Raw genomic sequence first — 25,333 nt, 5'->3', positions numbered from 1 at the left:
TTTGGGAGTGCAATTCTACATATTTGTGCTGACAATTTCAAATACCAGACCAAAAAATTTCGTGGACCTGACAACTGTTAAAAACATCATATTCGACCTTGGCGGGGTCATCATCAACATAGATTACCATAAAAGCATACGCGAACTGGAGCAGTATTGCACCGAAGGCCATACCATCGAATACAGCCAACGCGCACAGTCTCACCTCTTTGACCTCTTCGAGACCGGCAACAGCAGCCCCAGAGAGTTTCGTCAGCACCTGCGCGAAGCCTACCACCTCGACGCCACCGACGAGCAGATCGACGATGCCTGGAATGCCATGTTGCTCGACATTCCGGCTGAAAGAATTGAGCTGCTACGTGAGCTGGGCAAAAAATACCGCATTTTCCTGCTCAGCAATACCAACGCCATCCACATGAAGCGTTTCAACGAGATGGTAGAACACAGCTTCACCATGCCGAGTCTCGACTCGCTGTTTGAGCAGGCCTACTACTCGCACCTGATCGGTCAGCGCAAGCCCGACGCCATTGTGTTTGAGCAGATACTGGAACAGAACGACCTGAAGCGTGAAGAAACGCTCTTTATCGACGACAGCATCCAGCACATCGAGAGTGCCCGAAAAGTGGGCTTGCAGACACTCTTCCTGGAGCCGCCGCTTACTATCAACCAGGTGTTCAGGGATGCGGTTTCCTAAGCAGCAAAACAGGTATAGCCTGCACCTGCTGCTCTTTGTGCTCACCCTGATCACGACAACCATTGCCGGGGCCGAGTGGCGTTTTGGCAAGTTGTTCTTCTGGGGGCCGGAGGGATTTTCGTGGACGGGTACTTTTAATTGGGCCGAACTGGCAGCCGGGTTATACTTCTCTATACCTTTCCTGGGCGTGCTCACGGTACACGAGTTCGGGCATTACTTCACCGCGAAGCGCTACCGGGCCGACGTATCATTGCCTTATTACATCCCACTGTGGTTTGGCATCACGTCTACCATCGGCACCATGGGGGCTTTCATCAGGATCAGGAGCCGTATTTTTTCCCGGCAGCAGTTCTTCGACATTGGCATTGCTGGTCCGCTGGCCGGCTTTGTAGTGGCGATCCCGCTGCTGTGGTATGGCTTCACGCACCTGCCCGACCCGGATTTTATTTTCACGATCCATCCGGAGTACCAGCAATTCGGACTCGACTATGCCCAGTATGTATACCAGGGTGATGGTAATTTCTCGCTCGGCAAGAACTTGTTGTTTTGGTTTTTCGAACGCTATGTGGCAGACCCGGCGCTGGTGCCCAATGCCTATGAAGTGATCCACTACCCGCTACTCTTTGCGGGCTACCTGGCTTTGTTCTTCACGGCCCTCAACCTGCTGCCCATCGGTCAGCTGGACGGCGGACATGTGCTCTATGGCCTGATTGGGTATAAGCGCTTCAACCAACTTTCGCCGATCTTCTTCAGTTTGTTTATCCTGTATGCCGGAATGGGGATGATCTCCCCGCACCAGGAGCCGCTCTGGGATGACAGCCTTTTGGTAGTACTGGCTCCTTTCGTGTTTTTTGCCTTCCGGGGCATTCTGCACGACAACCGGCATGGCCTGATGGCGGCGTTTGGAATGCTGCTGGCGCAGTACAGCCTGGCTGAGACCTTCCCGGAAGTGGCAGGTTACATCTGGGTATGGCCGTTGTATGTGCTCTACCTGTTCTTTGTGCTGGAGCCCGCCACCCCGAAACTGCGCTTTACCACTTACTTGGTACTGATCGTGTTGGTCGTGCAGCTTGCAATTTCCTGGCTATACCCTACAGCCGACGGCTATAGCGGTTGGCTGGTTTTCGGTCTGCTACTCTCACGCCTCATGGGCATCTTCCACCCCTCCTGCCCGAATGAAGCACCGCTTACGCCAGGCCGCAAGGTCTTAGGGATATTGGCATTTGTGATTTTCCTGCTTTGCTTTAGTCCAACGCCTTTTGTGATTGAGTAACCTCCCCCTTGCCCCCTCCTAAAAACAGGAGGGGGAACTTTCATCCTAGCCTTCCCCTAAAAACAGGGGAGGGAGTCTGTAGCTGCTATCTGACAGGTATGAGCTTTGTAACTGCAGTTTCTTGTGCACGATTAACATCCCCCTGCCCCCTTCGAAGGGGGACTTTCTGCCATTATCAAAATTAGGTATAAGCTCTGTAGCTTCATTAAGGATTCATGCACCACTGGCAGGTATAGCAAGAGTAACTTGAACGTGAACAATGAAACAGATCACCTCAGCCATGTGCACCATTACGACTACCCACTGTTTGAGCGTTCAGCGAGTTTGGGGAGTCTTGATTTTTTTGCTTACTTTTTTCATCAAGACAAAAAGTGAGTGCCCGCCGGCCAGGCGAAGCTATAAAACAAAATTAGTTACTAAAGCTAAAGCTTTTGCTACAACACAACCATTGCTATACCTGGAACAGCCATATCCACCTTAGCATGAGCAAGTAATACCTAATAGAAAAAGGGGCCAAAGGCCCCTTCTAAAGCAGACACGAGCGAGAACGCTCACGCCATACTCCATACTCATCCTTACCCCTGGTAGCCAGTAATTCCCCCAACTAGGTTACGAACCTGCTTGAACCCCTGCTGCTGCAGAAAAGCCTTGGCAGAAGCCGAGCGCATACCTGACTTGCAATGCACGATCACTTCCAGGTCTTTGTAGTCTTCAATGTCATCGAGGCGTTGCGGCAAAGCTCCTAGCGGGATGTTCTGTGCGCCTTCAATTCTGCTTTCCTGGTGCTCCCAGTCCTCGCGAACGTCAATAATGATGGGCGTTTCCCCCTTGGCGAGTCTTTCCTTGAGTTCCTCGGCCGTAATGTCTGTTGTAATCATAATTTTAGTAGGATGCGTTTGGTAGTGAATGTATGATGGTCGGTTTCAATTCGGATGGTGTATAAGCCTGGCGAAAGTCTTGGGAGGCGCACTGGTTCCTGCCAGACTGTTGCTTTATGGCGCAGAATCTCACGCCCGGTTACGTCGTAGAGCGAAAAAGATCGGTAAGGACCTGAGAAATTCAGAATGCCGGTATTGGGATTCGGGTATACCTGCAGTCTTGTCTCGAGGGCTTCTTCTTCCAGACCCAGTGCCTGCCCGGCCATCACAGGGCGCAGCATAACAGCACCTGCATTGACAGAATCCTGCTGCCAGCCACCAACTACTGTGTTGTAAAACAGGCGTCCGGTGGTTCCGGCATTGCGGTCAAAGCCGATATTCAGGTATAAGGTGGCGGGTTGACTGAAGCCTACATAAAAAATACCCCCTACCGGAACCGGCTGATTCAGCTCCACTTCATAAAAAGTGTTGAGCCCCTCGTTCTGCTGCACCGGAAAAGATTGCTCATGCAAGGTGCGACCCGGACGTCCGTTGTCGTCAGCCCAGATGCGGAAGACGATGGAGATGTTGTTATGTTGCACACCCACCTGCGGGAAATGCACCCGGAATGCCCGTACCTGATCCGGAGCAGCCACTTCGAAGCGCTGCGCCACCTGGGTGTTGCCATAGGTATAGAGACTGCTGTAACCGGCCTCAGCTGTACCATCGTCCAGGGCAAAATAATCGCTGAAGGTGGTACGTTGCAGGGTGCTGTCGTTGGCGCGCTGCCGGGCGTTCTGTTCTTTTGTATCGAGCCAGAGACCGTGCTCCAACACAAAGCTTTCCGGATTGAGGTTAAGATTGCTGATGCGCGGTGTTGCAGTTATCGGGCGCTGCCGTGCCTGGCCAGGGATAAGTCCTTCTTCCCGCAGGAAGGTATCGACCGGCGAAGCGCCAACCTGCTGTATAAAGGCACGCCACGCAATGGCTCCCGGCAGGTCGCCCAAGTTATTCAGGCTGGCTGATATCTCATCGCGCAGGTATAGCTCGGGGTTAGCCAGAAACTGACGGGCGGGCACTGCGGTATAATCCATCAATGACGAAACGCTCTCGCTGATGCCGATGTCGCGGGTGGTGTTTTGGCCACGACGACGATTGCGGTCCAGCTCCACGTAGTCCAGGTTCCAGACGTCGCGCAGGGCATTGCGGGTGCCTTCGCTGCGGAAACGGAACTGAAATTCGTCGTGCAGAAAGCGTTGCTCCCGAACCGCTACCCAAGCCTGTGCAAATTCCGTCACCAGTCCCGGTGCGGTCTGCTGCCATACCTGTACCCAGGTGCTGTCGGCATCTTTGAACTCCAGGCGCAAGAAGCGTGGGTTGTTATTGTTTCGCTCCGGCGCACTACCCTGTCCACCAGACTGCCAGTAAAAACTCAGGTATACAGAGTCGGCTGGCGTGAGTCCCCCCAACCGGATAGGCTGCGAAGTGAGCGTATCGGTCGGACCAGCGATGTTGCTGCCATAGGGATTTCCCTGCGCATTGAGCCCGTCGAACGTAGCCACATTGCGTGTCACCGGCCGAAGGGCGAAGCGGTTGTTTACGTAAGTGCCGCCGTTGATCCAGCAAGCCGGATCAGGGGTGATCACAGCACCGGAGAAATCATCAAAAAATGGTAGCGAAAGCGGATCGTTCTCTGTGCGGAGTTGATAGGCGCTGCTTGTAGGTATACGCTGCGGGTCCTGCTGCAAGGGCGTCAGTACGCCCTGAGCCGAAGCAAAAGAGCCGCAGCAGAGCACTACCATCGTCAACAGAAACCGTCTTATACCCATACCTTAACTTATATAAAATGCGCCCGTCACAGTGAGTAGCGGGCGAATTTATTAGTCTATACCTTGCACAGGCTCTTCGCCAGCCACCCAAAGATCCACCAGCTCGCCTGTTCGTATCTTGGCTTTCACATCGGCGATCGGACGCTGACGAACAATCGTACCGTCCGGCTTTCCGCTGCCTGCCACATAAATGATATTGCCCAGCTGGAGTTTCTGGCCAACCAGCAGCACCGAAGCTTCGTCGAGTGGCATACCTACCACATCAGGCACTTCAAACTCGGTATTACCCAAACCGTCGCCCACATGTAAGTCTACAACAGCGCCTTTCGGCACCTGGTCGCCCGGCTGTATCTCTTTACCGTTCACAAACTGCTTCAACACAGCGCCATGCTGTAGATCAGGCACATTGGTTATCTTTCCGCGACGCAGATTGTAGCTTTTAAGGATCAGCTCTGCATTCTTCACCGACCCGTCAATCAGCTTTGGCATCTTGATCATCGGCGGGTTTTTCATGTTGATACTGATGTAGATCTTGCGGTTCTCCTTCACTTTGGAGCCCGGTGACGGATCTTGCGTCAGAATTTCAAAAGGCTTGTACTCCGGGTGATAGCTGGAGTCGTTTACGAAGTAGCGCAGGTTCTGTTCTTCCAGAAAAGGCTCCGCATCCGGCAGCTGCATGCCCGTGATTTTCGGTACCGAAATAGTCTCGCCGTGGTTGGTGGCCGACGGCAGGTATAGGTAGAAGAATCCGAAGATCAACCCGGCCACGATCACTCCCATCAAAGCCAGATGTACCAGCACCCCCACAAATGAATTCGTCTTTAACATTTAATTTATTGTTGATTGTCTGCCCCCTCGGGACTTTTTAATTTTGTTTTAGTGATTGAGTGGCTGAGTGATTAGAGAGTTTAGTTATTCAAAAATAAAGATTTAACCCAGACAGTAAGTCGAACAATGATTCGTTTATTTAAAAACTCAATTAACCCTTGAATCACTCATTCGCTAATTCACTCCATCACTAACTTCTAAACTTACACATTCCTCGACTTATACCCTTCCAGCTCCTTGGCCCGCTCGTTTCGCTCCACACCAAAAGTAAGGATGCGGTCGATGAACTCGTAAGGCTTGTAGCCGTTGATGGCGGTCTGGTGGAAGATGCAGGTTGCCGGGGTCATACCTGGCAGGGAGTTCACCTCGATGATGATGGTCTCCACCTCGTCGTTATCCAGCACGCGCACAAAAGCGTCGATACGGGCATAGCCTTCTATGTTCAGGATCTGGGCCACTCGCTTCAGGTCTTCCTTCACTTGATCAGATATCTTCTGGCGGCGCTCCGGATCAGCAGCATAACGGGCCGGGGTGATGTTCTGCCCCTCTCCTGCCAAGAACTTCTCTTCCAGCGACAGCACTTCGCCTTCAGCCAAAGCTTCCGACGCTTCGAACACTTCGTAATCAACGGTGCCATCCGGTGCATACCTGGTCAGCAAACCACCGGTGATTTCCAGGAAGTGTTTCGCTCCGTTTCGGCTGATGAGTGTTTCCACCAGGTAGCCTTGTTTGTTTGGAAATTCTTCTTTGAAACCAAGCGACAGTGTTCTGGCGCACTCCGTGTCCAGCTCCTCCATTTCACGGAAGATCAGAGTTGTAAAGGCGTCCAGTTCCGCGCGGTTCTTGATCTTTTTCACAGCCGAGCTACAGCCATCGTCGGCTGGCTTGGCAATGAACGGATAACGGAATTCGGTTTCCAGACTCTGGTAGAAAGTTTCTTTGTCTTTCAGCCAGTCCTCTTTCCAGGCCATGCGGTGATGCGCTACCGGCACGCCATGCTTGGCAAGAATCTCGTTCGTTTCGTATTTGTTAATCGTGATCTGAGAAGAACTGATGCCGGAACCATTGTAAGGTATAGACAGCTTCTCGAGCTCCTGCTGCAAAGCACCATCCTCACCCGGACGACCGTGCAGGGCGATGAACACGGCATCTACCATGTTCTGCAACTGGGTATAGGTCAGGCGGCTCGGTTCATCCAGACTCTTGCCAGTATACTTGCGCGTGATGCCTTCAGCTTCGCTGATGATTTCCTGCAGTACCGGGTGTGGCTTACCACCTTCTTCAAAGTGATGGATTTTCTCCTTGATGTCGTCAGCATTGTCTTTCAGCATAATGTTGATCGGAATGCTGTACAGACGATGGGCCTCGTTGCTGCCTGTCAGGAAGATCGGCAGCGGCTCGTATTTAGTGGAGGAAGAAAGCTTTTCGTAGATGTTACGACCGCTTTCCACCGAAATATGTCTTTCAGATGAATAACCACCCATGATTACCCCCACCCGGATCTTGTCGTGGCGGTGGGCGTTTTCCTCGCGGATGGCATTGTCGAGTTTACTCAGCAGTTTGGTCAGCGACACGGTATCTTTACCAGATTTCAGTCGTTCAGCCACTGAGGTTCGGATGATATAAGTCAGGAACTGCGATGGGTTCAAGCCGATCTCCGCCGCCTGGTGGAAGAAGAAAGACGACGGCAGCATACCCGACGTTGTGTTCGGGTCGTTCAGGAAGATGTTGCCTTCTTCGGTGATGAAACCATCGAGACGGGCGTACACGTTGAAGCCCAGGTCCACGAACAGCTTGCTGCAGGCCTTACGAATCTCCTGAATCTGCTCGCTTGGCAAATTGATCGGTGTGATCTTGCGTGCCAGACCTGGTAGATACTTCGAGCGGTAGTCAAACACCTCATTACCCTTCACGATCTCAGTTGGTGGCAAGGCAATCGGCTGACTGGCTTCGTCCTGCACTACGATGCAAGAGAATTCACGTCCATTGATAAAGGCCTCCACCAGCACCTGCTGCTCGTGCTCGACACTGGTCAGCACGATGGTTTCGGTATCGGTTGTTTCAAAGGTATGGTTGATGTGATTCAGCAACTCTTCCGGGTGATAAAGAATAGTACCGTTTTCCAGCACCACCGGCATGCCGATACCCTCGCGGATATCCACGAGTTGCTTCATGCTGGCCACCTGCTTCTCCTCACCCAGCGCCTGCCATTGCGCCCTGTAAATATTCTTGGTAAAGAAACTACGGTCCATACCCTGCTCGAACAGCTCGTAGTTGTGCTCCTTCACAATGGAAACGCCGATCGAAGAGCCCTGATGCGGTGCCTTCAGCACCAGCGGTAGACCTAAATCAGCTACCAGCGACTCGAACAGCTGCTTACGATTGTTAACATCCTTCCACTCAGCGTACTGCACTTTGCGGTAATCCGGCGTCGGGAAGCCATGCTGCCTGAGCATCTCCTTCTGCGCCGCCTTGTCTATACCTATCGCTGATGGGAGTATACCTGAGCCAGAATACGGAATGTGGTACCACTCAAGCAAACCCTGAATGCTGCCGTCCTCGCCGTACGGTCCGTGTAGGGCCAGGAAAGCGAAGTCGAAATGATTTTTGAATTCATGCGGCAACAGGCGCTTCCCAGCTTTCGCAATAATGCGGTCCTGCTCCTCCACGCTCATATCACCTAACGACTCCAGGTAGATCTGCAGTCCGTGCTCACTCTCCGGCAGGGCCTCCACCGGCGGGTAGAAGTCGCGAATGGTGCCTTTATAAATGTACTGCCAGTCCAGCAAAATGAAGTTGCCAAGGCTGTCGGCAAACACCGGAACGGCTTCAAAAAGGGCTTTATCGAGGTTATCGTACACGGTGCGGCCACCTGCAAATGAAATCTCCCGCTCACGGGATGGTCCGCCAAATATTATTCCTACTTTCATGGTATGCAAAGGTAACAAATACACTCAGTATTTTAAGGGGCAAAAGATACAGGATGCTTTTGGATTTACATAGCAAAATCGGGATTTATGATGCTTGCTATACCTATAACGGTGGAGGTGGTGTAGAAATTCGATGTTTAACCAAGAGGGAGGTGGTTTGCCGGGCTGGCAGCTGGGAGTATTATGTCTGATGACGCGAGCGTATTCGCTTGTGTCTACTATTGTAGAGCCTCTGGCCTAGGTAGAGGCATAGCAGTCAAAAGAAACCAGCACTCTACAAATAGGTTCACTCCGAAAAAGCTCTTTCGGAACTTTAAATCCGAAAGCAAACTGCTGGGGATGTCCACATCCCTTTGAACCAGTATAGGTATAGCAACTGCTTGTAGTAGGTATAGCCACCTTCAGTGCTCTTTAGCTTGCCCTGGCCGGGCGGGCCTTACTTTTTTCCTTAATGAGAAAAAAGAGGGCCCCTACCCCCAAAGTAGGCAAAAAATCAAGACGCTTTTAAACTCCCCGTACGCTCGAACAGTGGAGTGTCGTAAAGTGCACCTGGCTAAGGTGATCTGTTTCATAGGTTAAGGGCCAAGTTACTCTTGCTATACCTGCCAGTGGTTATAACAGATCCTACATTGCCTATACCTACCTATACCTATCAATCAGCAATGGCAGGAAACTCCCCCTTTGAAGGGGGTAGGGGAATGTTAATCGTGCACCGCTCCTTCCCCTGTTCTTAGGGGAAGGCTGGGATGGGGTAATTCATACCCTTTTCCCTATATTTGTACACCCATTTACGCTTACCGGAAACAAAAACTCCGCAAAAACGAAAAACGAGTAAGACTAACGAAAAAGACAAGTACATGAAAACTGTAGACGCGTATAACTTTGCCGGCAAGAAAGCTTTGGTCCGGGTGGACTTCAACGTGCCACTCGATGCTGACTACCGCATCACCGACGACACCCGTATCCGTGCGGCTGTGCCGACTATCCAGAAAATATTGAATGATGGCGGCGCTGTGATTCTGATGTCGCACCTCGGTCGCCCGAAAGCCGGACCGGAAGAGAAATACTCGCTGCGTCACCTCGTGGACCGTCTTTCACAGGAATTCAACACTACTGTTAAGTTTGCAACTGACTGCGTAGGCCCTGAAGCGGCGCAGCTGGCGCAAGACCTGAAGCCCGGCGAGATCCTGCTGCTCGAAAACCTGCGCTTCCACAAAGCCGAAGAGAAAGGTGACCCTGAATTTGCAAGAGAACTTTCCACATTAGGCGATGTGTATGTGAACGACGCCTTCGGAACTGCTCACCGCGAGCACGCTTCTACAGCTGTGATCGCCCGCTACTTCCCGAACGATAAGGTGATGGGCTATGTGATGCACGCTGAGCTCGACAATGCCCGCCGCGTGATGGACAATGCCGAGCGCCCTTATACCGCCATCATGGGTGGTGCCAAAATCTCCGATAAGATCCTGATCATTGAGAAATTGATGGACCGCGTGAACAACCTGCTGATCGGTGGTGGCATGAGCTATACCTTCGTGAAGGCAGACGGCGGACAGATCGGTTCTTCGCTGGTGGAAGAAGATAAAGTTGAGTTGGCCGGCCGCCTCATCGCGATGGCCAGAGAAAAAGGCGTGAACCTGATGATCCCGGTTGACTCCATCATTGCCGATGAGTTCAGCAACGATGCCAACGTTGATACATCCCTCAGCCACCACATCAAGCCACTCTGGATGGGCCTCGACATCGGACCAAACGCACGCGAAATGTATGCCGACGTGATCCGAAACTCAAAGACCATTCTGTGGAACGGCCCAATGGGTGTGTTCGAAATGTCAAACTTCTCGGTAGGCACTGAGGCTGTTGCCGAAGCCGTGGTAGACGCAACCCGCCGCGGTGCTTACTCGCTGATCGGTGGTGGTGACTCGGCTGCCGCTGTAAACCAACTGGGATATGCTGACCGTGTGTCTTACGTGTCAACCGGTGGCGGTGCGCTGCTCGAGTACATGGAAGGTAAGACCTTGCCAGGTGTGGCTGCCATTGAGCGTGATGATTATTAACCTTTGAAACTATGCTATGGCACGAGCGTCCTCGCTCGTGACTTGCTAGCGTGCGGCCTCAGGCCCCTATTGCTAAGCTGAGGCAATTCACAACAGGGCCGGCGGCCCACCTATAATAAGCACAAGCGAGGACGCTCGCGCTATAGAATTACCCATATACAAATCCCCCGCTGCTCTTCAGTAGCGGGGGATTTTACTAAACTGCACATAGTGCTGTTACCTTACCTATCACCCACTTAGTTTTTACACAAACCTATACCTGATCACTCCGGTCCTTTTTAGCTCTGAAGACCGGATAAATTCTTTAAGAGCAGGAGACTAATATGAAAATCTATACCTTGTTGCTAGCCGTTTTGCTGGCAAGCCCAGTTGCTGTTGTGGCACAGACGTCGGATGGCAACCCACCGCTTTTCAATTTCAAACGCGGCGTTGGCGTGGTGACACCCGATAGTTCTTTTTCTGTCAACATGCGCTTCCGCATGCAGAGCCGGGCGATGTATAACTCGATTTCCGAAGACGACTTTGGGGTGTCGGAGTACGAAATGCGAGTGCGACGATTGCGTATGCGCTTCGAGGGTTTTATGTACTCGCCTAAGCTGACCTATAATATCCAACTTTCCTTTTCACGCGGCGACATGGACTGGAACATGCGCGACCAGTCCAACATCAACAACAGTCCCAACGTGGTGCGCGATGCCGTGGTGTATTACAAACCGAACAACAGGTGGCAGTTCGGTTTCGGGCAGACAAAACTTCCTGGCAACCGTCAGCGTGTGGTATCTTCCGGCGAGCAGCAGTTTATCGATCGCTCCATCGTGAACGTGGGTTTTAACGTTGACCGGGATTTTGGTTTTCAGGCGGTGTACAACAACGGCATTGGCAATTTCCACTATTTGATCAAAGGAGCGCTTACTGCCGGAGAGGGCCGCAACGTGTTCAGCACGGACAAAGGCCTGGCCTATACCGGACGCGTGGAGATTCTCCCCTTGGGTAAATTTACCAACGGAGGCGACTACTTTGAAGGGGATCTGGAGCGCGAACCCACCCCGAAACTGTCGCTGGCCGGCGGCATGAGCCATAATGAAGATGCCCGCCGCACCGGCGCGCAAACTGGTCGCGACTTGTACGAGCAAACTGACATACAGACCTATATTTTCGATGGTTTGCTTAAGTACAGAGGTATAGCCCTGTACGCCGAGTACATGGCCCGTGAGGCAGACAAACCGATTACACTTAATGCAGCAGGCGAGCGCCGCTATGTCCTGACGGGCCGTGGGCAGAACTACCAGCTCAGCTATATCTTCCCGAACAATGTGGAACTGGCTGGCCGCTACTCCCGCATCACGCCAAACCGTGAGGTGCGTTCTCTGGAGAATACCGAAGAGGCCTATGTGGCAGGCGTGACCAAATACCTGCGCGCGCATCGCCTGAAAGTACAAGGAAATGTGGCCTATCATTCACAAAATGCTTATTTATCTGTCAACAACGACTACCATTGGACGGCCGGTGTGCAGATTGAGCTTGGAATATAGACCGGCAACAGGTATAGCAGCCCTCCGCTAATTTAATTGCGTATTCCCGATAATGTGCGGAACTTGCAAGCCCTAACATCTGCGTATGGAAGAACAGAAAAACAACCCCCTGCATGGCAAAACGCTCGAGCGCATCCTGGTGCAGCTCGTAGACTACTATGGCTGGGAGGAACTTGGGTATAAGATCAATGTCAACAGTTTCAACATCAACCCAAGCATTAACTCCAGCCTGAAGTTTTTGCGCAAAACACCCTGGGCGAGGCAGAAGGTGGAAGAACTCTACATCAGGACTTTCTCTAACAATTAGGGCCACCTCAGCAGTCAAAATATGAAAGATTACAAAAAATATTTTATCGTGCCGGCCGCCCCGGAAGAGGTATACGCGGCCCTTACCAACCCCAACACGATACAGCTCTGGTCAGGCGATCCGGCTGAGATGTCGACGGAACCGGGCTCGGAGTTCTCGCTCTTTGAAGGGAACATCGTCGGCAAAAACCTGGAGTTTGAGGAAGGCAAGTTACTGGTGCAGGAGTGGTACTTCGGTGAGCAGGAGGTTAAATCCATCGTTACAATCAAACTGCATCCGCACAAGCACGGCACTTCTGCCGAACTGCGCCACCTCAACATACCTGACGAGGCCTACAATGACATCGTGGAAGGCTGGAACGAGTCTTACTTTGGTGCTCTGATCGAGTTTTACGAAGACGAGTTTTAGGCTTTGAGCTTTCTAGAAGTATCCGGCCTACAGGTGCAGGAAGACGGCCATACCGTGCTGCACGACATCAGCTTTGCGCAGGGCGAGTATGAGAAACTGGTGATAGCGGGCGAAACCGGGTCCGGCAAAAGCACCCTGCTGCAGGCCATTGCCGGTTTGGTGCAGCCCAGTGCCGGACAGATTACTTTTGAGGGCAAGCGCGTGATCGGTCCGCACGACAAACTGGTGCCGGGCCACGAAGGAATTGCCTACCTGTCGCAGCACTACGATTTGCCTCAGTTCCTGCGGGTGGAGCAGGTGCTCCGCTACGCCAATACACTGCAGGGTGATGAGGCCGAAACGCTGTACGAGGTATGTCGTATCAGTCACCTGAAGCAGCGCAAAACCAACCAGCTTTCGGGTGGCGAGCGCCAGCGTATTGCCCTGGCCCGCCTGCTCAGCACCTGGCCAGACCTGCTATTGCTCGACGAGCCTTATTCCAATCTTGACAAAGGCCACAAAGAGTTACTGAAAGAGGTGATCCACGATATCACGGAGCGGCTCGCCATTACTTGTATCCTCATTTCCCACGATCCGCACGACACCCTCTCCTGGGCTGACCGCATTTTGATAATCGAAGGAGGCCGCCTCGTGCAGCAAGGCACACCCGAACAGGTATACCGCCACCCCGCTGACTCCTATACCGCTGGTCTTTTCGGCAACTTCAACCTCATACCTGCTGACTTAACTTCGGAATTTGCAGCCCGTCTAGGTATAGACAGCCAAGGTCGTGACCTATTGGTGCGCCCGGAGCACTTTAAGTTTGTAATTGATCCTAGCGGGGCTCTGACGGGTACTGTGCAAAAAGTGATGTTCTTTGGCGGTTTTTATGATGTGCAGGTGCAATTAACAGGCATCAGCGTCACTGTCAGAACACAGGCTATACCTGCCGCTACAGGCGAAAAGGTATACCTTAGAGTAGAGCGGGAGCATGTGAGCTTTGTTTGATCAGGTATAGCCTCAGTCGACCATATTCCCATTCGACATTTCCCGCTCGCGCAGCACCCGTGCTGTTACGAGCAATTGCCCCACGTGGCGCATGCTGTGCTCGGCGGCATGAAAGAGCAAGCCCATCACTGTAGACTCTACCTGCGCGCGTCCTACCCTTCTGGTTTCGGTCAGGCTGCTTTCGTCTGTCTGCCGCAATTGCTCCAAGGCTTTATCCACCTGCTCGTTAAACTTCTGCACCAGCGTTTCGGACTGCCTGTCCTGCCCTACCGGCTTGCCCTCGGCATACAAAGAGGCTAGTTGCTGCTCGGTTAATTGTTCGCCGCGGGCATAGGTAAAGAGGCGCTCCAGTATGCCAGTGAGGTGTTGCAGGTGGTAGCCTACTGAGGCCACTCCCGCAGGTCGCTCCCAGAGCAGTTCGTCCGGAAAATCCTGCATAAAGTTTCCGACTTCTTCGCGAGCTTGTAGCAGTGCATGGGCTGCTGGTTGCAGCATGGCGGGCACATCAGGCAGCGGTCCACGCAGCCAGACTTCGAGGTTTTTGGTTTGTGTCATAAGTTGAAGGGCTTGTATATGAGCGATGTACGCAATCAAACAGTAAACAGTCTACCTAACTCGGTTTTTTCAAGTGCTTATGATGCCACGACCTCTATAATTTCTGTTTGCACCATCCGCGGATTATACCTAATATGCAGCCATCCTATTGTATAACCTATACCTGAATTTTATGCCAGCTTACATCATTTTAGACATAGACGTGACAGACAACGCTACTTATGAGGAGTACAAAAAACTGACGCCAGGCTCGTTGCAACCTTACGACGGCAAGTTTATTGTGCGAGGCGGTAATCCTCAAAACCTCGAAGGCGACTGGACTCCAACCCGCATCGTGGTACTGGAATTCCCGACCATGGAGCAAGCCAAAGCATGGCACTCTTCTGATGAATACGCCCCAGCAAAAGTCCTGCGCCAGAGTGCCTCCAGCACTCAAATGATCGCGGTGGAAGGTTGCTAAATTGCTAAATTATTAATGGTTGAATTGTTGACTGCTGATTGCTGATTATTAATTTTTGGGTTCACGGTTCCCATGTATGATTGGTGCACGATTATCTGTCAGAATCAGGATTTACAGAATTTTATAATTTTCAGGATTTAATTAAAAGGGACAATCAATTTTGAGAATCATTCAATCCTTTAATCCTGTAAATCCTGATTCTAACAATTCAATCTCTCCTATTCAAATAGTTAAGCGCCTCTTGTACAGAGATCAGATCATTTTGCTCGTGGTAGCAGCGTATACGTTCCATTTCTCCGGCAATGAGCCCTGCGCGGGTGTCTTCTAGCTTGCCCTGCGAATGCGTCACTTCCTCCTGCCAGGGCATCGCCTTGCCGGGCAGACTGTACAGGTATAGCTCCGGAAACTCACGAAGGGCAGCCGTGATGGCCGTCATAAAAGCGCGGGGCTGCTGGAATGGGGCTGCCGTGACCACCAGACTTTTGAAGCCTTGCTCCTTCGCATAGCGCACCGCCGATGTCGCTTCGATCAGGGTATGCAGCAGGTCTGTATCGGCGGGCACAGGCGGAACAGGTATAAGCTGCTCTTCTCCTATACCTAATTTCTTCATTTCCTTTTTCCATACCTCAAAACCGGGATAGCCGCTCATGGCCTTGGTGCCGAGGCAGAGCACTTTGTCGCTGCGTCCGCTCTGCAAAAACTGGTGGGCCGTTTCAAAGGCTGCCTGCTGGTTATCTTCGGTCTGTCCAAACAAAAACAATCCGTCTACAGGCTCGTCAGGTATCGTATCGCAAAGTGCGCGAATGATGAGTTCTTCTATCATAGCTCCGCTTATACGCAACAGAAATGCGCAAGGTATACCCGCAAAATTGCCTAATTTTGCGCATGATCAAATTTCTGCTACCCTTTGCCCTTCTTTTATTTAGCAGCATGACCGCCATGAGCCAGTCAAAAACCGAAACGCCTGTCGTTGTAAAACCCGTGGAACTACAGCTGAAAGGTTACAACAGCCGCGACATCGACCTGTTTGCCAGTGCCTTCAGCGACACCGTGAAGGTATACCGCCAGCCGGGCGTGCTCACCTACCAAGGCCGCGACGAACTGCACAAACGCTACGGCGCTATGTTTGCCAACACCCCGGATCTGCATTGCGAGATTGTGAACCGCATTGTGGCGGGTGATGTGGTGATTGACCACGAGAAGGTGCAGCGCAAAAAGGGAGAGCCGCGCACCGACGCGATCGCCGTGTATCGCGTGAAAGATGGCCTGATCGTGGAGGTGACGTTTATACCTCCTCACAACCAATAACCTAAAACCTGCTATTGTGCATAGCTTATACCTTGACATGACCAGCAAAATAGACAGCATCATATTCGACCTGGACGGCACCCTGTGGGATGCCGCCGAAACAGTAGCCAAGGCCTGGAGAGCTGCCCGGGAGAAAGTTGACTTTGAAATACAAGAGATCACTCCTGACAAGGTCCGCTCCATTGCCGGCACCCAGCACAACCTGATCTTTGATAAGCTGTTCCCGCAACTGAACCAGGCACAGCGCCAGGAACTGATGGAGGTGAGCGGCCAGGAAGAAATGGCCCATATCCGCAAGCACGGCGGCAATCTGTACGAAGGACTGGAAGAAACGCTGGAATACCTGCACGCCAAGTACCCCCTCTTTATCGTGAGCAACTGCCAGGATGGCTACATCGAGGCCTTTCTGGAGCGGCACGATCTGGGCAAATTTTTCGGTGATTTCGAGTGCTCCGGCCGCACCGGCGATTCCAAGGACATCAACCTGAAAGCCATTGTGGAGCGTAATAACCTGCAGGCTCCGGTCTATGTGGGGGACACCCCCGGTGATCTGGAGGCCGCACAAAAAGCGGGCGTACCGTTTGTTCATGCCGGCTACGGCTACCGCGAAGTAAGCGAGTACGAGCACCGCCTCGAGCGCATCGGCGACCTGACCACGCTTTTCTAACATCTCCGCTATGATCTTCGAAGCGCAGCCTGATGATATTGATGAGCTGTATGAGCTCTGGCGCCTGCTGCTTGATATGCAACAGTCCTATCACGTTGTGTTCAGGTATAGGCCGGGCAGTGAACAGACCTTAAAAGCGGAGCTGCTCAACCGCCTCAAGGACAAAAGCACGCGGGTGTTTGTGTACGAGATTGATGATATTTGGGCAGGTATGCTGGTGGCTAGTCTGCGGCCCGGCTCTGCGGGCTTCAAGCTTTCCAACAAAGGCTACATTGGCGAGACGGTAGTACGGAATGAGTTCCGTGGCAAAGGAATTGGCAAAGAGCTGTTCGAAGCCGCCCGCAAGTGGCTGAGCGACCAGGGGGCTGACCACCTGGAACTGCAGGTATCAGTGCACAACCCGGGAGGTATCCGCTTCTGGGAATCGCTGGGTTTTACGCCCTCTACGCAACACATGGTGCTGCCCTTACGGGAGCCGGGAAATTCGAAAAAAAACTAGGCAGGAAGCGTAAACAGAAGCTTCGGGGATGCGTAACGCTATATAAGCAACGCCATATGTTGCCACCTCCGAACAGCTTCTACTTACGCATACCATGGTTCTAACTCTACGCACCCTTGCGCCCCTTCTGGCGCTTTTGTTGCTGCTCACAAGCGGCTGCGACAAAGAAAAAGAAGATGTATCGCCTCTCCCTGCTTCGCCGGTTTACAACAAAGAGGTCGCTTTCAGGATTTTCACTGAAACGGATTACAGTGAGGCACGCTGGCAGGATTCTAAACTGAAACTGAACCTCAAGGTGCGCCGCATCAGCACAAACCTGCCAAAGGAAGTGATCGTGCTGGATACCACTTTCGGCTGGATGCCTTTTCAGGAGCTTCCGCTCAGGGGTGCCCCCCTGCAGCTGGATAAGCAACTGCAGGGGATTCACAGGGAACAGGATCAGCTTGTGCTGGATGTCACCAAAACCGTATCTATCAACGGGTACGAAACGGTGTTCCGGCACAACCAGTCCCTGGACCATGACAAGCGGCAGGAAACCGTTGAAGTGAAACTGTAGCCTCCCCGCAAGTTAAGGGCGCAACTCGTATACCTTGTCGTACCAGGTTTCGGCCACTCTGCGGAAAACTGAAAAGCCAGCTGCAGTAGCCGCTTTTTGCAGTTCGTGCTCGTGCCCGTCAATGCCGCGCTCTACCCGGTAAACGTGCTCTGCCACTGTCGGTACAACCCTGGTAGAGCGCAGGCGCTGGTACTGCTCTTCGCTGACGATGCTACCGTCTTTTGCTTCTGCAATTACCAGTACTCCATCCGTTTTAAGCACCTGGCGGCATTCGGTCAGTAGGTCCTGCAAATTTTCCCCCATGTGGTGCGCGCTCTCGATCAGGGTGATCAGGTCGTATTGGTAGGCGTACACGTGCTCATCTGTAGCGCACTCAAAGTGCGCGTTCGGTATGTGCTTTTCTTTGGCCAGCAGGTTGGCCCGCTCCACAGAGGAGACATACCTGTCGAAGCCAAGGAAGGTCGAATTGGGGAAGAGACCTGCCATTACCAGCGTAGAAGCTCCGTGGCGACCGCTGCCCAGGTCTGCTACTAGTATACCGGATTCAAGTTTCGCTGCGAGCCCCTCTACACCCGGTATCCAGCTGTGCAGCAGACTGGACAGGTATTCCTCACTGAAAAAACGTCCGGACACATCGGAAGGCAGCAGGCTTCGTAGTTTTACATAGTTAGCAGGCAGCACGTGCGTCAATTCCATCGGTTTGATGAGCTGGTTGCCGTTTGCTTTCATAAAGCGGTTGCCGACATAGTAGGGACTGGTTGGGTCGGTCATGGCGGTGGCGTGTGGTTCGGGGAGGCAGAAGGTATCAGCCTCTTCCTCGTGCACCAGGTAACCGTCTGCGGCCAGGCTGTCGGCCCAATGCTTCACCAGTTTGATGCTGGCTCCGGAGTTTCGGGCTATCTGGCCCACTGTCATGGGCCCGGCGTTAGCCATTGCTTTAAATAGCCCCAGTTGGCTGCCCAGGAAAGACATTCTCACCCGCTCGGCAGCACTCAGGTCGTCCAGCACGTGGTGCGCAAAATCCTCTACCCTTTCAGGACGGCCTCTTTTTCGTTGAATTGTATTCTCTTTCATTGTAGTAAGTGTTTAGTGTGATTATAACAACCTAAAATTAAACCACTTACCGCAAGAAGTATTGTATGTATTCCGGAATAATTTGTACAGACTAGAAGCTCTTTCTTATTTCCAATGGCGTCTGACCGGTCTTGCGTTTCATGAAGTGACTGAAGTGGGACTGATCCTCAAAATGGAGCGTATAGGCAATCTCGGCCATGCTCATTGCTGTGTTGCTAAGCAGTGTGCGGGCCTCTTGCAGCAGCCGGTTGTGGATCATTTCGTGCGGTGGCTTGCCGGTGGTGCTCTTCACAACATCTGACAAGTGCTTAGGCGTGATGTTGAGCAGGCTGGCATACTGCTGCACCTCGTGCATATCGCGGAAGTGCTCATCGACCAGGTGCTTGTAGGCGCTTGTCAATTGCACGGCACGTGTCGCTTTCTCTTTAATGTAAACGGTATACCTGGCTTTGTAGCAATCGCGGATGAGCAACAGTAAAATGTGAACATAGTCGCGGAGCAGTTGCGTTTTCTCCCTGGAGTGGCCACTATGCACCTCCAGGATATTCTCGAAGGAACGCTGCACGAGGTTGCTTTCGTTGGCGGTGAGGCTGATAACGTGCTCGGCTTCCAGGTCGAAGAATGGGAATTGCTCTGACAAGCCGCCCAGAACAACTGGTTCTAAAAAGGTCGTTGTGAACTCTATACAGTAGCCTTTGCATTCCTTTATATTGGCAGAAGCATAGAGTACGTTAGCCGGAACGATAACCAGATCATTTGGCATCAGCCAGCGGTGTTTGTCATCAAGCCGGATATCGTGCAGGCCGTCGAGCAGGAGGTAGATCAGGTTAAAATTTCTCCGCAAGGCTGGAATCCCCAGCTTTGAATCAACATTTTGGTGCCTCTCCTCCATGCGTCCCGGCAGGAGCTGAAGGCCCGGATCATAGGGCCGTGTATCGTGGTTTATTTTTCTTTCAAAGGCAGCAATTGTTTCAAAGGTCAATATTTCATTTCTGGGCACAAATTTCCTGTTAAATTTCCCTACATACCGTCTATCCTCTATCTCGCCCGTAATGTGAAAGATGCTCCTCCTGCAAGAAATCACCGATGACCACTTGAGCTGATCATTCCCGAAACTTGCACGGTTTCTCTACTAACAACAACATAGTTTCACCAAAAAAAGTATCATTTTTAAATCGTTTAGTCAAAGTTTAAAGTCGGTTTTTGGTGAAATCATACCTACTGGCGATGTAGGGTATTCATCTGCAAGCTAACAGGAAACTGTACCGGATGGAAAGCAGGATATTATTGGATTAGAATATGTTCAAAACAAGTCGAAGTCCCTCTTCAGACAAGAACCTTAGACCTGTTACAGACAGAAAGAACGAGTCTGCCTAAAGAATGCAGCTGATCGTGTAAGTGATCTGGTTGATCTGTAGCGAAGGTATAACCAGGTATCGGTATAGCTTAGACCTTTACCTCATTTTCCAGTTGCCGCCCTTGCTCGAAGACTGTGATATTTTGCATAGTAACGGCTGTTATTCTTTACAGGGCATTGCTCGTGAGAAAGGCCTGATGGCCGTATACCTTGGAGCTGAAAAAGAGGATGTTCATAGCCGTGTGATTTTGGAAACCACATAATAGAGTCATACGCAAAACACTGGTAGGTTATACCTGTTCTGTTGCCAAGTATAGCTTGCCGCTCTCAGCGTACTTCACGATGCCGGTGTCCACCAGTTCGCGCAACATTTCCGTCACGATTTCAACATGTTTGGCTTCGAACTGCTGCACTAGCTCTTTTGGCAACAGGTTTTTGGTCTGTACTGCCAGTAGCAGTTGCTGTCGCAAGGCTTTCTGCTCCTGCCCTTCCCGCTCCTTTTTGCGCTGCGTCAGACAGTAGTCGCAGATGCGGCAACTTTTGTCACTGATTTCGGCGAAGTACTCCAGCAATAACTGTGTACGGCAACGGTTGGTGGTCTCAACATAATGCGCCATTTCTTTGGCTTGTTTCAGGGCACGGTCGCGCAGCTGCTCCAGCTTTTTGTGGTTGAGCGGCAAGTTGGCGGCATCCAGACGGGGAGAAGTGAAGACCAACTGCGGGGCGTCGTGCTGCGGTTCGTATACCAGCACCTGCAGCTTGTGCAGGTACTCGAGCTTGCGGCGCACTTCCTGCTCCGGCTTCCTGAGCTGTTCGGCCAGTTTACGTTCCGATATCTTTACAAAACCCGTAAAGGCCTCGCCACCATACATCCGCAAAATCAGACGCAACAGGGCATCGTGCTCCGCATTGGCCACCTGAAACTCATAAAGAGCCATGTTGTCAAGCAACAGGTATAGCCGCGACGGACTGTAATAGGCTTCGTTTAGCTGCACATAGCCTTCCCCTTCCAGCCGTTTGATGGCGTGGTGGGTTTCGAGTGCAGACAGCTTGTAATTTTTAGAAAATGCGGCCAGATCGAAATCGAAGCTGCCCATGAAGCCACTGCCCACTGCGATCTGGTAATAATTAGCAAGGCACTGGTATACCCGCCGGATCAGCTCCAGGGGTGGATGTGCCTCCTTTACTTTCTGCAGCAGGTCTTTGGTATCGCTGGGGCCGTAAAGCAGGGTAGCGTAAGCGTACTTTTCATCACGCCCGGCACGGCCTGCCTCCTGGTAATAAGCTTCCAGACTTTCGGGCAGATCGAGGTGCACAACCAGCCGTACATCCGGTTTGTCGATGCCCATTCCGAAGGCGTTAGTTGCCACAATCACCCGTACCTTATCCTCAATCCAGGCCTGCTGTGTTTTGTTGCGTTCTTCAAATTTAAGCCCCGCATGGTAAGCAGCCGCAGGTATACGCCGGCTCTGCAGGAAACGGGCTATCTCCACCGTCTGCCGTCGGCTGCGCACATACACAATAGATTGTCCAGGCATACGGTTCAGGATCTCGAGCAGGCGGCCCACTTTATCTTCAGTATAGAGGCAGGAATAAGAAAGATTAGCCCGGGCAAAGCTCTTGACAAAGACATTCTGCTTTTTGAAAGCCAGCTTCTCCTGTATATCGATGCGCACCTGCTCTGTTGCGGTAGCCGTAAGGGCCAGCACAGGTATAGCCGACAGTGTTTCGCGCAGAGCGGCCAGTTCCAGGTATGGCGGCCGGAAATCGTAGCCCCATTGCGAGATACAGTGCGCTTCGTCCACGGCCAGCAAACTCACTTTCATGCGTTTCACCCGCTCCTGAAACAACTCGGTCTGCAGCCGCTCCGGTGACAGGTATAGGAACTTGACGTTGCCATACACGCAGTTGTCCATGGCAATATCGATCTCGCGCCGGTTCATACCTGAGAAAATGGCCACGGCAGGTATACCACGCTTTTTGAGCTGTTCCACCTGGTCCTTCATCAGCGCGATCAGGGGCGTGATCACCAGGCAAATCCCCTCCATAGCCATGGCCGGCACCTGGAAGCAGATCGACTTACCCCCACCCGTCGGCAGTAGTGCCAGCGTGTCCTGCCCTGCCAGCACCGACTGGATAATATCCTCCTGCAAAGGCCTGAACTGGTCGTAGCCCCAAAAGGTGCGCAATATGTGGTGGATGTCTGGCAAGGGAATATAGGTATGGGACAGCGAAGATAAAGTATAGATGACAGAAGTCAGAATTTTTCACTACACATACCTTCATTTCCATCGCAAGTGGGAAATCCTGATCTGGTGTTTGGGAAAGAATTTGAAAGAGCTGATTAAGCGCTAGACCTGTATCCTATACCTGGCTGAAAGGACGGAAAGGACAATCGTGCACTAGAAAAACTCGCGGCGTAGCGATGGCAGGAGAATAATGCGAAGGCTAGAGGGCATAAAAAAAGCCTTCCGGAATCAGTTCCGGAAGGCTTTTTTGCTGTGGCAAATCAATTACAGGTTTATCGACACTCCCAATGTACCAAAGCCGAATGCGCCACGGCCACCTTCAAAGTAGACACCCACTGTCTCGTTGAACTTATACTTTACGCCCAGTACCGGTCCGATAAAAAAGTTTGTGGAGTTGGCATATGAGCCCTGAAAGTCCTCGTCTCCGGAAAAAGTCCTGAATTCGAGTCCCACCAGCAGCGTACCGTACAGGTCCAGCTTCTCTTCGCTGATACTCGCCCCCAAGGCTTCGTTTATTAAAGGAACAGCGTGGTAAGTAGCCCTGGCTCCTACTGAGGTGAAGTTCCATTTGTAGTCATAGCCGTAGTTGCTGTACTTCCAGCTAGCATAGCCAACGTAAGGGCCTACACTTATACTTTCGTGAATTCCTTTCTCGATGGAAGCTGTTACCGGGATAAACGCACCTGAGCGGTTGCCTGTAAACCCATAGCCATAGTAGCCCAGCGATGTTCCTGCATGAATAAATAGATCGCCCTGTTCATAGGCCTTCTTCTGAGCGAACACACACTGCATCATCAGGCAGCAGGCAAAAGTTAAAAGTAATTTTGCTTTCATAAGATATTAAAATTAAAATGGATAATATCGGCAAATATATATATTTAACTATATTTTAAAAAAACGTTTCATTAACTGCTTCAAACACCTACCATATCCCTCCAAATAAATTTTATAAGGCATCTCGAATCCGATACCAGAGACTAGCAGTGTAGAAAAACAAAAAAGCCTGCCTCTTTAGAGGCAGGCTTTTACTGGTAGATTGTTCTAATTAAGCAGCTGCAGACTGACCATCTTCACGGTCCTCAATCACCTTTTTCAGTTTCTCGATCGCCTGTGAGGCACGCTCTTCGTCAAATCGGTTGATGTTGAGCAACATCTTGGTCTTTTCCTGGCGCGTGATCACCGGGTTGTTCAGCAGACGGATGATCTCCTCTTTCTGCTTGGCCGATGCGTAGCGTACGCCTGGAGTAGGTTCAGCGTCTGCGGCAGCTGCTTCAGCAGCAGCTGTGGCAGGGGCAGCCTTCATGGTTGCCTTCTTCTCGGTAGGAACAGCTGGCTTGGCAGACGAATCATTGCCTGCGTAGTCCATTTCCTCTACCGGAGTTGGCTCGTAACCAGCCGCGCGGATAATCCAGGCCAGAATGTTGCGGTACGCCTTACCAATGGCACGGGTCTGCGCCATCGAGGCAATCGCGAACTCCTGGTAGTACTTTTTGCCCTGCTCTTTGTTGGAGCAGATCGCAAAACCGGCACCCACTACCTGCTGACTGCGCAGGTCGAGCAGGTTCACCTTCGCCTGGTACTTGATCTCGTCGTCGGTGCTGATGTTGACCACATGCTCCACCACCGGCAAGATACCCAGACGGGAACCGGCATACTGCCAGCCTTCCACGTTTACGTACTCTTTACCTTGTATATTTTGATATAACCTATTCTCTTTTATAAACTTAGCCAGGTCAACAGCTAAGTGAAGCGTCTCATCAGATTTCGCTATATCATAGCTTTCTACCTTCGGCTTCCTCTCCACTTTTGTCTCTTTATTCACTTGACTCATATCTAGTTAGTTTTCATGTTTTAGTACATATATCAAACATACCTGCTCCTGAAATGGTGCAAAAAATCACAAAAAATATACATTATAAATAACTGATTATCAGATATTTATAAATTAATTTCAGAAAAATATGTTTCCCCTCGTAATTGTCTCCCATTTAGCACAAAAAGGCAAAGGGGGGATATATTGTACGTGAAAATTACAATGGAGGTATGGGTTTGAAACAAAGAAGAGGGCCTCGGGAGCGGACATAGTTGAAAAGCCAGCCAGAGAGGGCCAAGTATAGTCCAGGAACAATGGTTATAGATATAGGTATAGCCTAGGCTCTAACCTCCTGCACGATCAGACCGTCTTTCATGACCAGCTTGCGGTCGGCCATAGTGGCCAGCTGTTCGTTGTGGGTTACGATCACAAAGGTCTGGTTGAACTCGTCGCGAAGCTTGAAGAAGATTTCGTGCAGTTCCTGGGCATTTTTGGAGTCGAGGTTACCGCTGGGCTCGTCAGCGAAAATGATGCGCGGCGAGTTGATCAGGGCGCGTGCCACGGCCGTGCGCTGCTGTTCTCCACCCGACATCTCCGAAGGCTTGTGGTGCATGCGGTGGCCCAGGTTGAGCATACTGAGCAATTCGGCTGCCCGCTCGGTTACCTCAATCTCCGGGCGACCGGCCAGGAAACCGGGCAGGCAGGTGTTTTCGAGGGCTGTGAACTCAGGCAGCAGGTTGTGGAACTGGAAAATGAAGCCGATGTGCCGGTTACGAAAGCGTGCCAGTTCAGACGCATTCAGGCGGGAAATGTTCTTATCATCAAACAGTACGTCGCCGGTATCGGCCGAGTCAAGCGTTCCCAGAATGTGCAGCAGTGTGCTTTTGCCAGCGCCCGAAGCGCCAACAATGGAAACAACTTCGCCGGCATGGATGGTGAGGTCTATCCCTTTGAGCACTTCCAATGAACCGTATTTCTTGTGAACGTTAACGACTTGCAGCACGATCTGGCGATAATGTTTGACGATGGATTATCTGCCAAAGCTACAAAACAAAAGGTATAAGTGAGGTACCTGCCTTCCGAAATTTAGCAG

Annotated in this window: 24 protein-coding genes; 12 read left to right on the top strand and 12 right to left on the bottom strand. The window is 51.6% G+C overall.

The window, feature by feature from the left end:
* The first annotated feature begins 61 nt into the window (after nucleotides 1-61).
* Complete coding sequence (locus L1278_RS13435) at nucleotides 62-694, top strand: HAD-IA family hydrolase (protein ID WP_253405265.1); 633 nt, start codon at nucleotides 62-64, stop codon at nucleotides 692-694.
* Entirely contained in the window at nucleotides 681-1,967 is a 1,287-nt protein-coding gene (locus tag L1278_RS13430) for a site-2 protease family protein (protein WP_253405264.1), read from the top strand. The genes L1278_RS13435 and L1278_RS13430 overlap by 14 nt, the downstream gene beginning before the upstream one ends.
* 575 nt (nucleotides 1,968-2,542) lie before the next feature.
* Here L1278_RS13430 and L1278_RS13425 read toward each other — a convergent pair.
* From L1278_RS13425 to L1278_RS13410, 4 genes are all read right to left on the bottom strand, one after another.
* On the bottom strand, nucleotides 2,543-2,845 hold the full coding sequence (locus tag L1278_RS13425) for a rhodanese-like domain-containing protein (protein WP_253405262.1): 303 nt from the start codon (nucleotides 2,843-2,845) through the stop codon (nucleotides 2,543-2,545).
* Nucleotides 2,842-4,653: a T9SS type A sorting domain-containing protein gene (locus L1278_RS13420; protein WP_253405261.1), complete on the bottom strand. Its 1,812-nt coding sequence runs from the start codon at nucleotides 4,651-4,653 to the stop codon at nucleotides 2,842-2,844. The genes L1278_RS13425 and L1278_RS13420 overlap by 4 nt, the downstream gene beginning before the upstream one ends.
* 51 nt (nucleotides 4,654-4,704) lie before the next feature.
* Nucleotides 4,705-5,481 carry a PASTA domain-containing protein gene (locus tag L1278_RS13415; RefSeq protein WP_253405260.1) on the bottom strand — a complete coding sequence of 259 codons (777 nt, stop codon included), beginning with the start codon at nucleotides 5,479-5,481 and terminating at the stop codon, nucleotides 4,705-4,707.
* A 203-nt stretch (nucleotides 5,482-5,684) separates the two neighbouring features.
* The gene (locus L1278_RS13410; RefSeq protein WP_253405258.1) at nucleotides 5,685-8,411 is read right to left on the bottom strand and encodes a D-alanine--D-alanine ligase; all 2,727 of its coding nucleotides are present in this window, start codon (nucleotides 8,409-8,411) and stop codon (nucleotides 5,685-5,687) included.
* Between the two features lie 857 nt (nucleotides 8,412-9,268).
* Here L1278_RS13410 and pgk point away from each other — a divergent pair.
* The 5 genes from pgk (at nucleotide 9,269) to L1278_RS13385 (ending at nucleotide 13,702) form a co-directional block, all read left to right on the top strand.
* Entirely contained in the window at nucleotides 9,269-10,468 is a 1,200-nt protein-coding gene (gene pgk / locus L1278_RS13405) for a phosphoglycerate kinase (protein WP_253405256.1), read from the top strand.
* Nucleotides 10,469-10,791: 323 nt separating this feature from the next.
* Nucleotides 10,792-12,000, top strand: a complete 1,209-nt coding sequence (locus L1278_RS13400; protein ID WP_253405254.1) for a porin — start codon at nucleotides 10,792-10,794, stop codon at nucleotides 11,998-12,000.
* A gap of 85 nt (nucleotides 12,001-12,085) precedes the next feature.
* Nucleotides 12,086-12,307, top strand: coding sequence for a VF530 family DNA-binding protein (locus L1278_RS13395; protein WP_253405252.1), 222 nt, complete (start codon nucleotides 12,086-12,088; stop codon nucleotides 12,305-12,307).
* A 21-nt stretch (nucleotides 12,308-12,328) separates the two neighbouring features.
* Nucleotides 12,329-12,715 carry an SRPBCC domain-containing protein gene (locus L1278_RS13390; RefSeq protein ID WP_253405251.1) on the top strand — a complete coding sequence of 129 codons (387 nt, stop codon included), beginning with the start codon at nucleotides 12,329-12,331 and terminating at the stop codon, nucleotides 12,713-12,715.
* A 3-nt stretch (nucleotides 12,716-12,718) separates the two neighbouring features.
* Nucleotides 12,719-13,702 (top strand): ABC transporter ATP-binding protein, encoded by a 984-nt coding sequence (locus L1278_RS13385; RefSeq protein WP_253405249.1) that lies wholly within the window; start codon nucleotides 12,719-12,721, stop codon nucleotides 13,700-13,702.
* Between the two features lie 12 nt (nucleotides 13,703-13,714).
* On the opposite strand, the gene L1278_RS13380 is transcribed toward L1278_RS13385, so the two are convergent.
* Complete coding sequence (locus L1278_RS13380) at nucleotides 13,715-14,257, bottom strand: DinB family protein (protein WP_253405247.1); 543 nt, start codon at nucleotides 14,255-14,257, stop codon at nucleotides 13,715-13,717.
* Between the two features lie 172 nt (nucleotides 14,258-14,429).
* Between L1278_RS13380 and L1278_RS13375 the strand changes: the two genes are divergently transcribed.
* Nucleotides 14,430-14,717 (top strand): DUF1330 domain-containing protein, encoded by a 288-nt coding sequence (locus tag L1278_RS13375; protein ID WP_253405246.1) that lies wholly within the window; start codon nucleotides 14,430-14,432, stop codon nucleotides 14,715-14,717.
* A 208-nt stretch (nucleotides 14,718-14,925) separates the two neighbouring features.
* Here the strand turns inward: L1278_RS13375 and L1278_RS13370 are convergent, their stop codons facing one another.
* A complete protein-coding gene (locus tag L1278_RS13370) occupies nucleotides 14,926-15,540 on the bottom strand; it encodes a YdcF family protein (RefSeq protein WP_253405245.1) in 615 nt (204 codons plus the stop codon).
* Between the two features lie 62 nt (nucleotides 15,541-15,602).
* On the opposite strand from L1278_RS13370, the gene L1278_RS13365 reads away from it, so the two are divergent.
* From L1278_RS13365 to L1278_RS13350, 4 genes are all read left to right on the top strand, one after another.
* Complete coding sequence (locus L1278_RS13365; RefSeq protein ID WP_253405244.1) at nucleotides 15,603-16,025, top strand: nuclear transport factor 2 family protein; 423 nt, start codon at nucleotides 15,603-15,605, stop codon at nucleotides 16,023-16,025.
* 16 nt (nucleotides 16,026-16,041) lie between these two features.
* On the top strand, nucleotides 16,042-16,692 hold the full coding sequence (locus L1278_RS13360; RefSeq protein ID WP_253405240.1) for an HAD-IA family hydrolase: 651 nt from the start codon (nucleotides 16,042-16,044) through the stop codon (nucleotides 16,690-16,692).
* A 10-nt stretch (nucleotides 16,693-16,702) separates the two neighbouring features.
* Nucleotides 16,703-17,191, top strand: a complete 489-nt coding sequence (locus L1278_RS13355; protein ID WP_253405237.1) for a GNAT family N-acetyltransferase — start codon at nucleotides 16,703-16,705, stop codon at nucleotides 17,189-17,191.
* A gap of 94 nt (nucleotides 17,192-17,285) precedes the next feature.
* Nucleotides 17,286-17,747 carry a hypothetical protein gene (locus L1278_RS13350; protein WP_253405235.1) on the top strand — a complete coding sequence of 154 codons (462 nt, stop codon included), beginning with the start codon at nucleotides 17,286-17,288 and terminating at the stop codon, nucleotides 17,745-17,747.
* A 12-nt stretch (nucleotides 17,748-17,759) separates the two neighbouring features.
* On the opposite strand, the gene L1278_RS13345 is transcribed toward L1278_RS13350, so the two are convergent.
* The 6 genes from L1278_RS13345 to L1278_RS13320 form a co-directional block, all read right to left on the bottom strand.
* Complete coding sequence (locus L1278_RS13345; RefSeq protein WP_253405233.1) at nucleotides 17,760-18,821, bottom strand: class I SAM-dependent methyltransferase; 1,062 nt, start codon at nucleotides 18,819-18,821, stop codon at nucleotides 17,760-17,762.
* Between the two features lie 91 nt (nucleotides 18,822-18,912).
* Complete coding sequence (locus L1278_RS13340; RefSeq protein WP_253405231.1) at nucleotides 18,913-19,665, bottom strand: AraC family transcriptional regulator; 753 nt, start codon at nucleotides 19,663-19,665, stop codon at nucleotides 18,913-18,915.
* Between the two features lie 803 nt (nucleotides 19,666-20,468).
* On the bottom strand, nucleotides 20,469-22,388 hold the full coding sequence (locus tag L1278_RS13335) for an ATP-dependent DNA helicase RecQ (RefSeq protein ID WP_253405226.1): 1,920 nt from the start codon (nucleotides 22,386-22,388) through the stop codon (nucleotides 20,469-20,471).
* A 303-nt stretch (nucleotides 22,389-22,691) separates the two neighbouring features.
* A complete protein-coding gene (locus tag L1278_RS13330) occupies nucleotides 22,692-23,261 on the bottom strand; it encodes a hypothetical protein (protein ID WP_253405225.1) in 570 nt (189 codons plus the stop codon).
* Between the two features lie 211 nt (nucleotides 23,262-23,472).
* On the bottom strand, nucleotides 23,473-24,258 hold the full coding sequence (locus L1278_RS13325) for a hypothetical protein (RefSeq protein WP_253405223.1): 786 nt from the start codon (nucleotides 24,256-24,258) through the stop codon (nucleotides 23,473-23,475).
* A gap of 319 nt (nucleotides 24,259-24,577) precedes the next feature.
* Entirely contained in the window at nucleotides 24,578-25,243 is a 666-nt protein-coding gene (locus L1278_RS13320; protein ID WP_253405221.1) for an ATP-binding cassette domain-containing protein, read from the bottom strand.
* Nucleotides 25,244-25,333: the final 90 nt, after the last annotated feature.

Origin of the sequence: Pontibacter sp. HSC-36F09 (assembly GCF_024171605.1) — a bacterium.
GTDB lineage: Bacteria > Bacteroidota > Bacteroidia > Cytophagales > Hymenobacteraceae > Pontibacter.
The sequence above is the reverse complement of the archived record's forward strand: the minus strand, read 5'-3'. Positions and strand labels throughout refer to the sequence as shown.

Bases quoted from the DNA above. Each gene is read 5' to 3' on its own strand.
- L1278_RS13345 (WP_253405233.1), bottom strand. From the start codon at position 18,821: ATGAAAGAGAATACAATTCAACGAAAAAGAGGCCGTCCTGAAAGGGTA.
- L1278_RS13375 (WP_253405246.1), top strand. From the start codon at position 14,430: ATGCCAGCTTACATCATTTTAGACATAGACGTGACAGACAACGCTACT.
- L1278_RS13410 (WP_253405258.1), bottom strand. From the start codon at position 8,411: ATGAAAGTAGGAATAATATTTGGCGGACCATCCCGTGAGCGGGAGATT.
- L1278_RS13425 (WP_253405262.1), bottom strand. From the start codon at position 2,845: ATGATTACAACAGACATTACGGCCGAGGAACTCAAGGAAAGACTCGCC.
- L1278_RS13420 (WP_253405261.1), bottom strand. From the start codon at position 4,653: ATGGGTATAAGACGGTTTCTGTTGACGATGGTAGTGCTCTGCTGCGGC.
- L1278_RS13395 (WP_253405252.1), top strand. From the start codon at position 12,086: ATGGAAGAACAGAAAAACAACCCCCTGCATGGCAAAACGCTCGAGCGC.
- L1278_RS13430 (WP_253405264.1), top strand. From the start codon at position 681: ATGCGGTTTCCTAAGCAGCAAAACAGGTATAGCCTGCACCTGCTGCTC.
- L1278_RS13330 (WP_253405225.1), bottom strand. From the start codon at position 23,261: ATGAAAGCAAAATTACTTTTAACTTTTGCCTGCTGCCTGATGATGCAG.
- L1278_RS13365 (WP_253405244.1), top strand. From the start codon at position 15,603: ATGATCAAATTTCTGCTACCCTTTGCCCTTCTTTTATTTAGCAGCATG.
- L1278_RS13370 (WP_253405245.1), bottom strand. From the start codon at position 15,540: ATGATAGAAGAACTCATCATTCGCGCACTTTGCGATACGATACCTGAC.
- L1278_RS13390 (WP_253405251.1), top strand. From the start codon at position 12,329: ATGAAAGATTACAAAAAATATTTTATCGTGCCGGCCGCCCCGGAAGAG.
- L1278_RS13415 (WP_253405260.1), bottom strand. From the start codon at position 5,481: ATGTTAAAGACGAATTCATTTGTGGGGGTGCTGGTACATCTGGCTTTG.
- L1278_RS13350 (WP_253405235.1), top strand. From the start codon at position 17,286: ATGGTTCTAACTCTACGCACCCTTGCGCCCCTTCTGGCGCTTTTGTTG.
- L1278_RS13380 (WP_253405247.1), bottom strand. From the start codon at position 14,257: ATGACACAAACCAAAAACCTCGAAGTCTGGCTGCGTGGACCGCTGCCT.
- L1278_RS13325 (WP_253405223.1), bottom strand. From the start codon at position 24,258: ATGAGTCAAGTGAATAAAGAGACAAAAGTGGAGAGGAAGCCGAAGGTA.
- L1278_RS13355 (WP_253405237.1), top strand. From the start codon at position 16,703: ATGATCTTCGAAGCGCAGCCTGATGATATTGATGAGCTGTATGAGCTC.
- L1278_RS13400 (WP_253405254.1), top strand. From the start codon at position 10,792: ATGAAAATCTATACCTTGTTGCTAGCCGTTTTGCTGGCAAGCCCAGTT.
- pgk (WP_253405256.1), top strand. From the start codon at position 9,269: ATGAAAACTGTAGACGCGTATAACTTTGCCGGCAAGAAAGCTTTGGTC.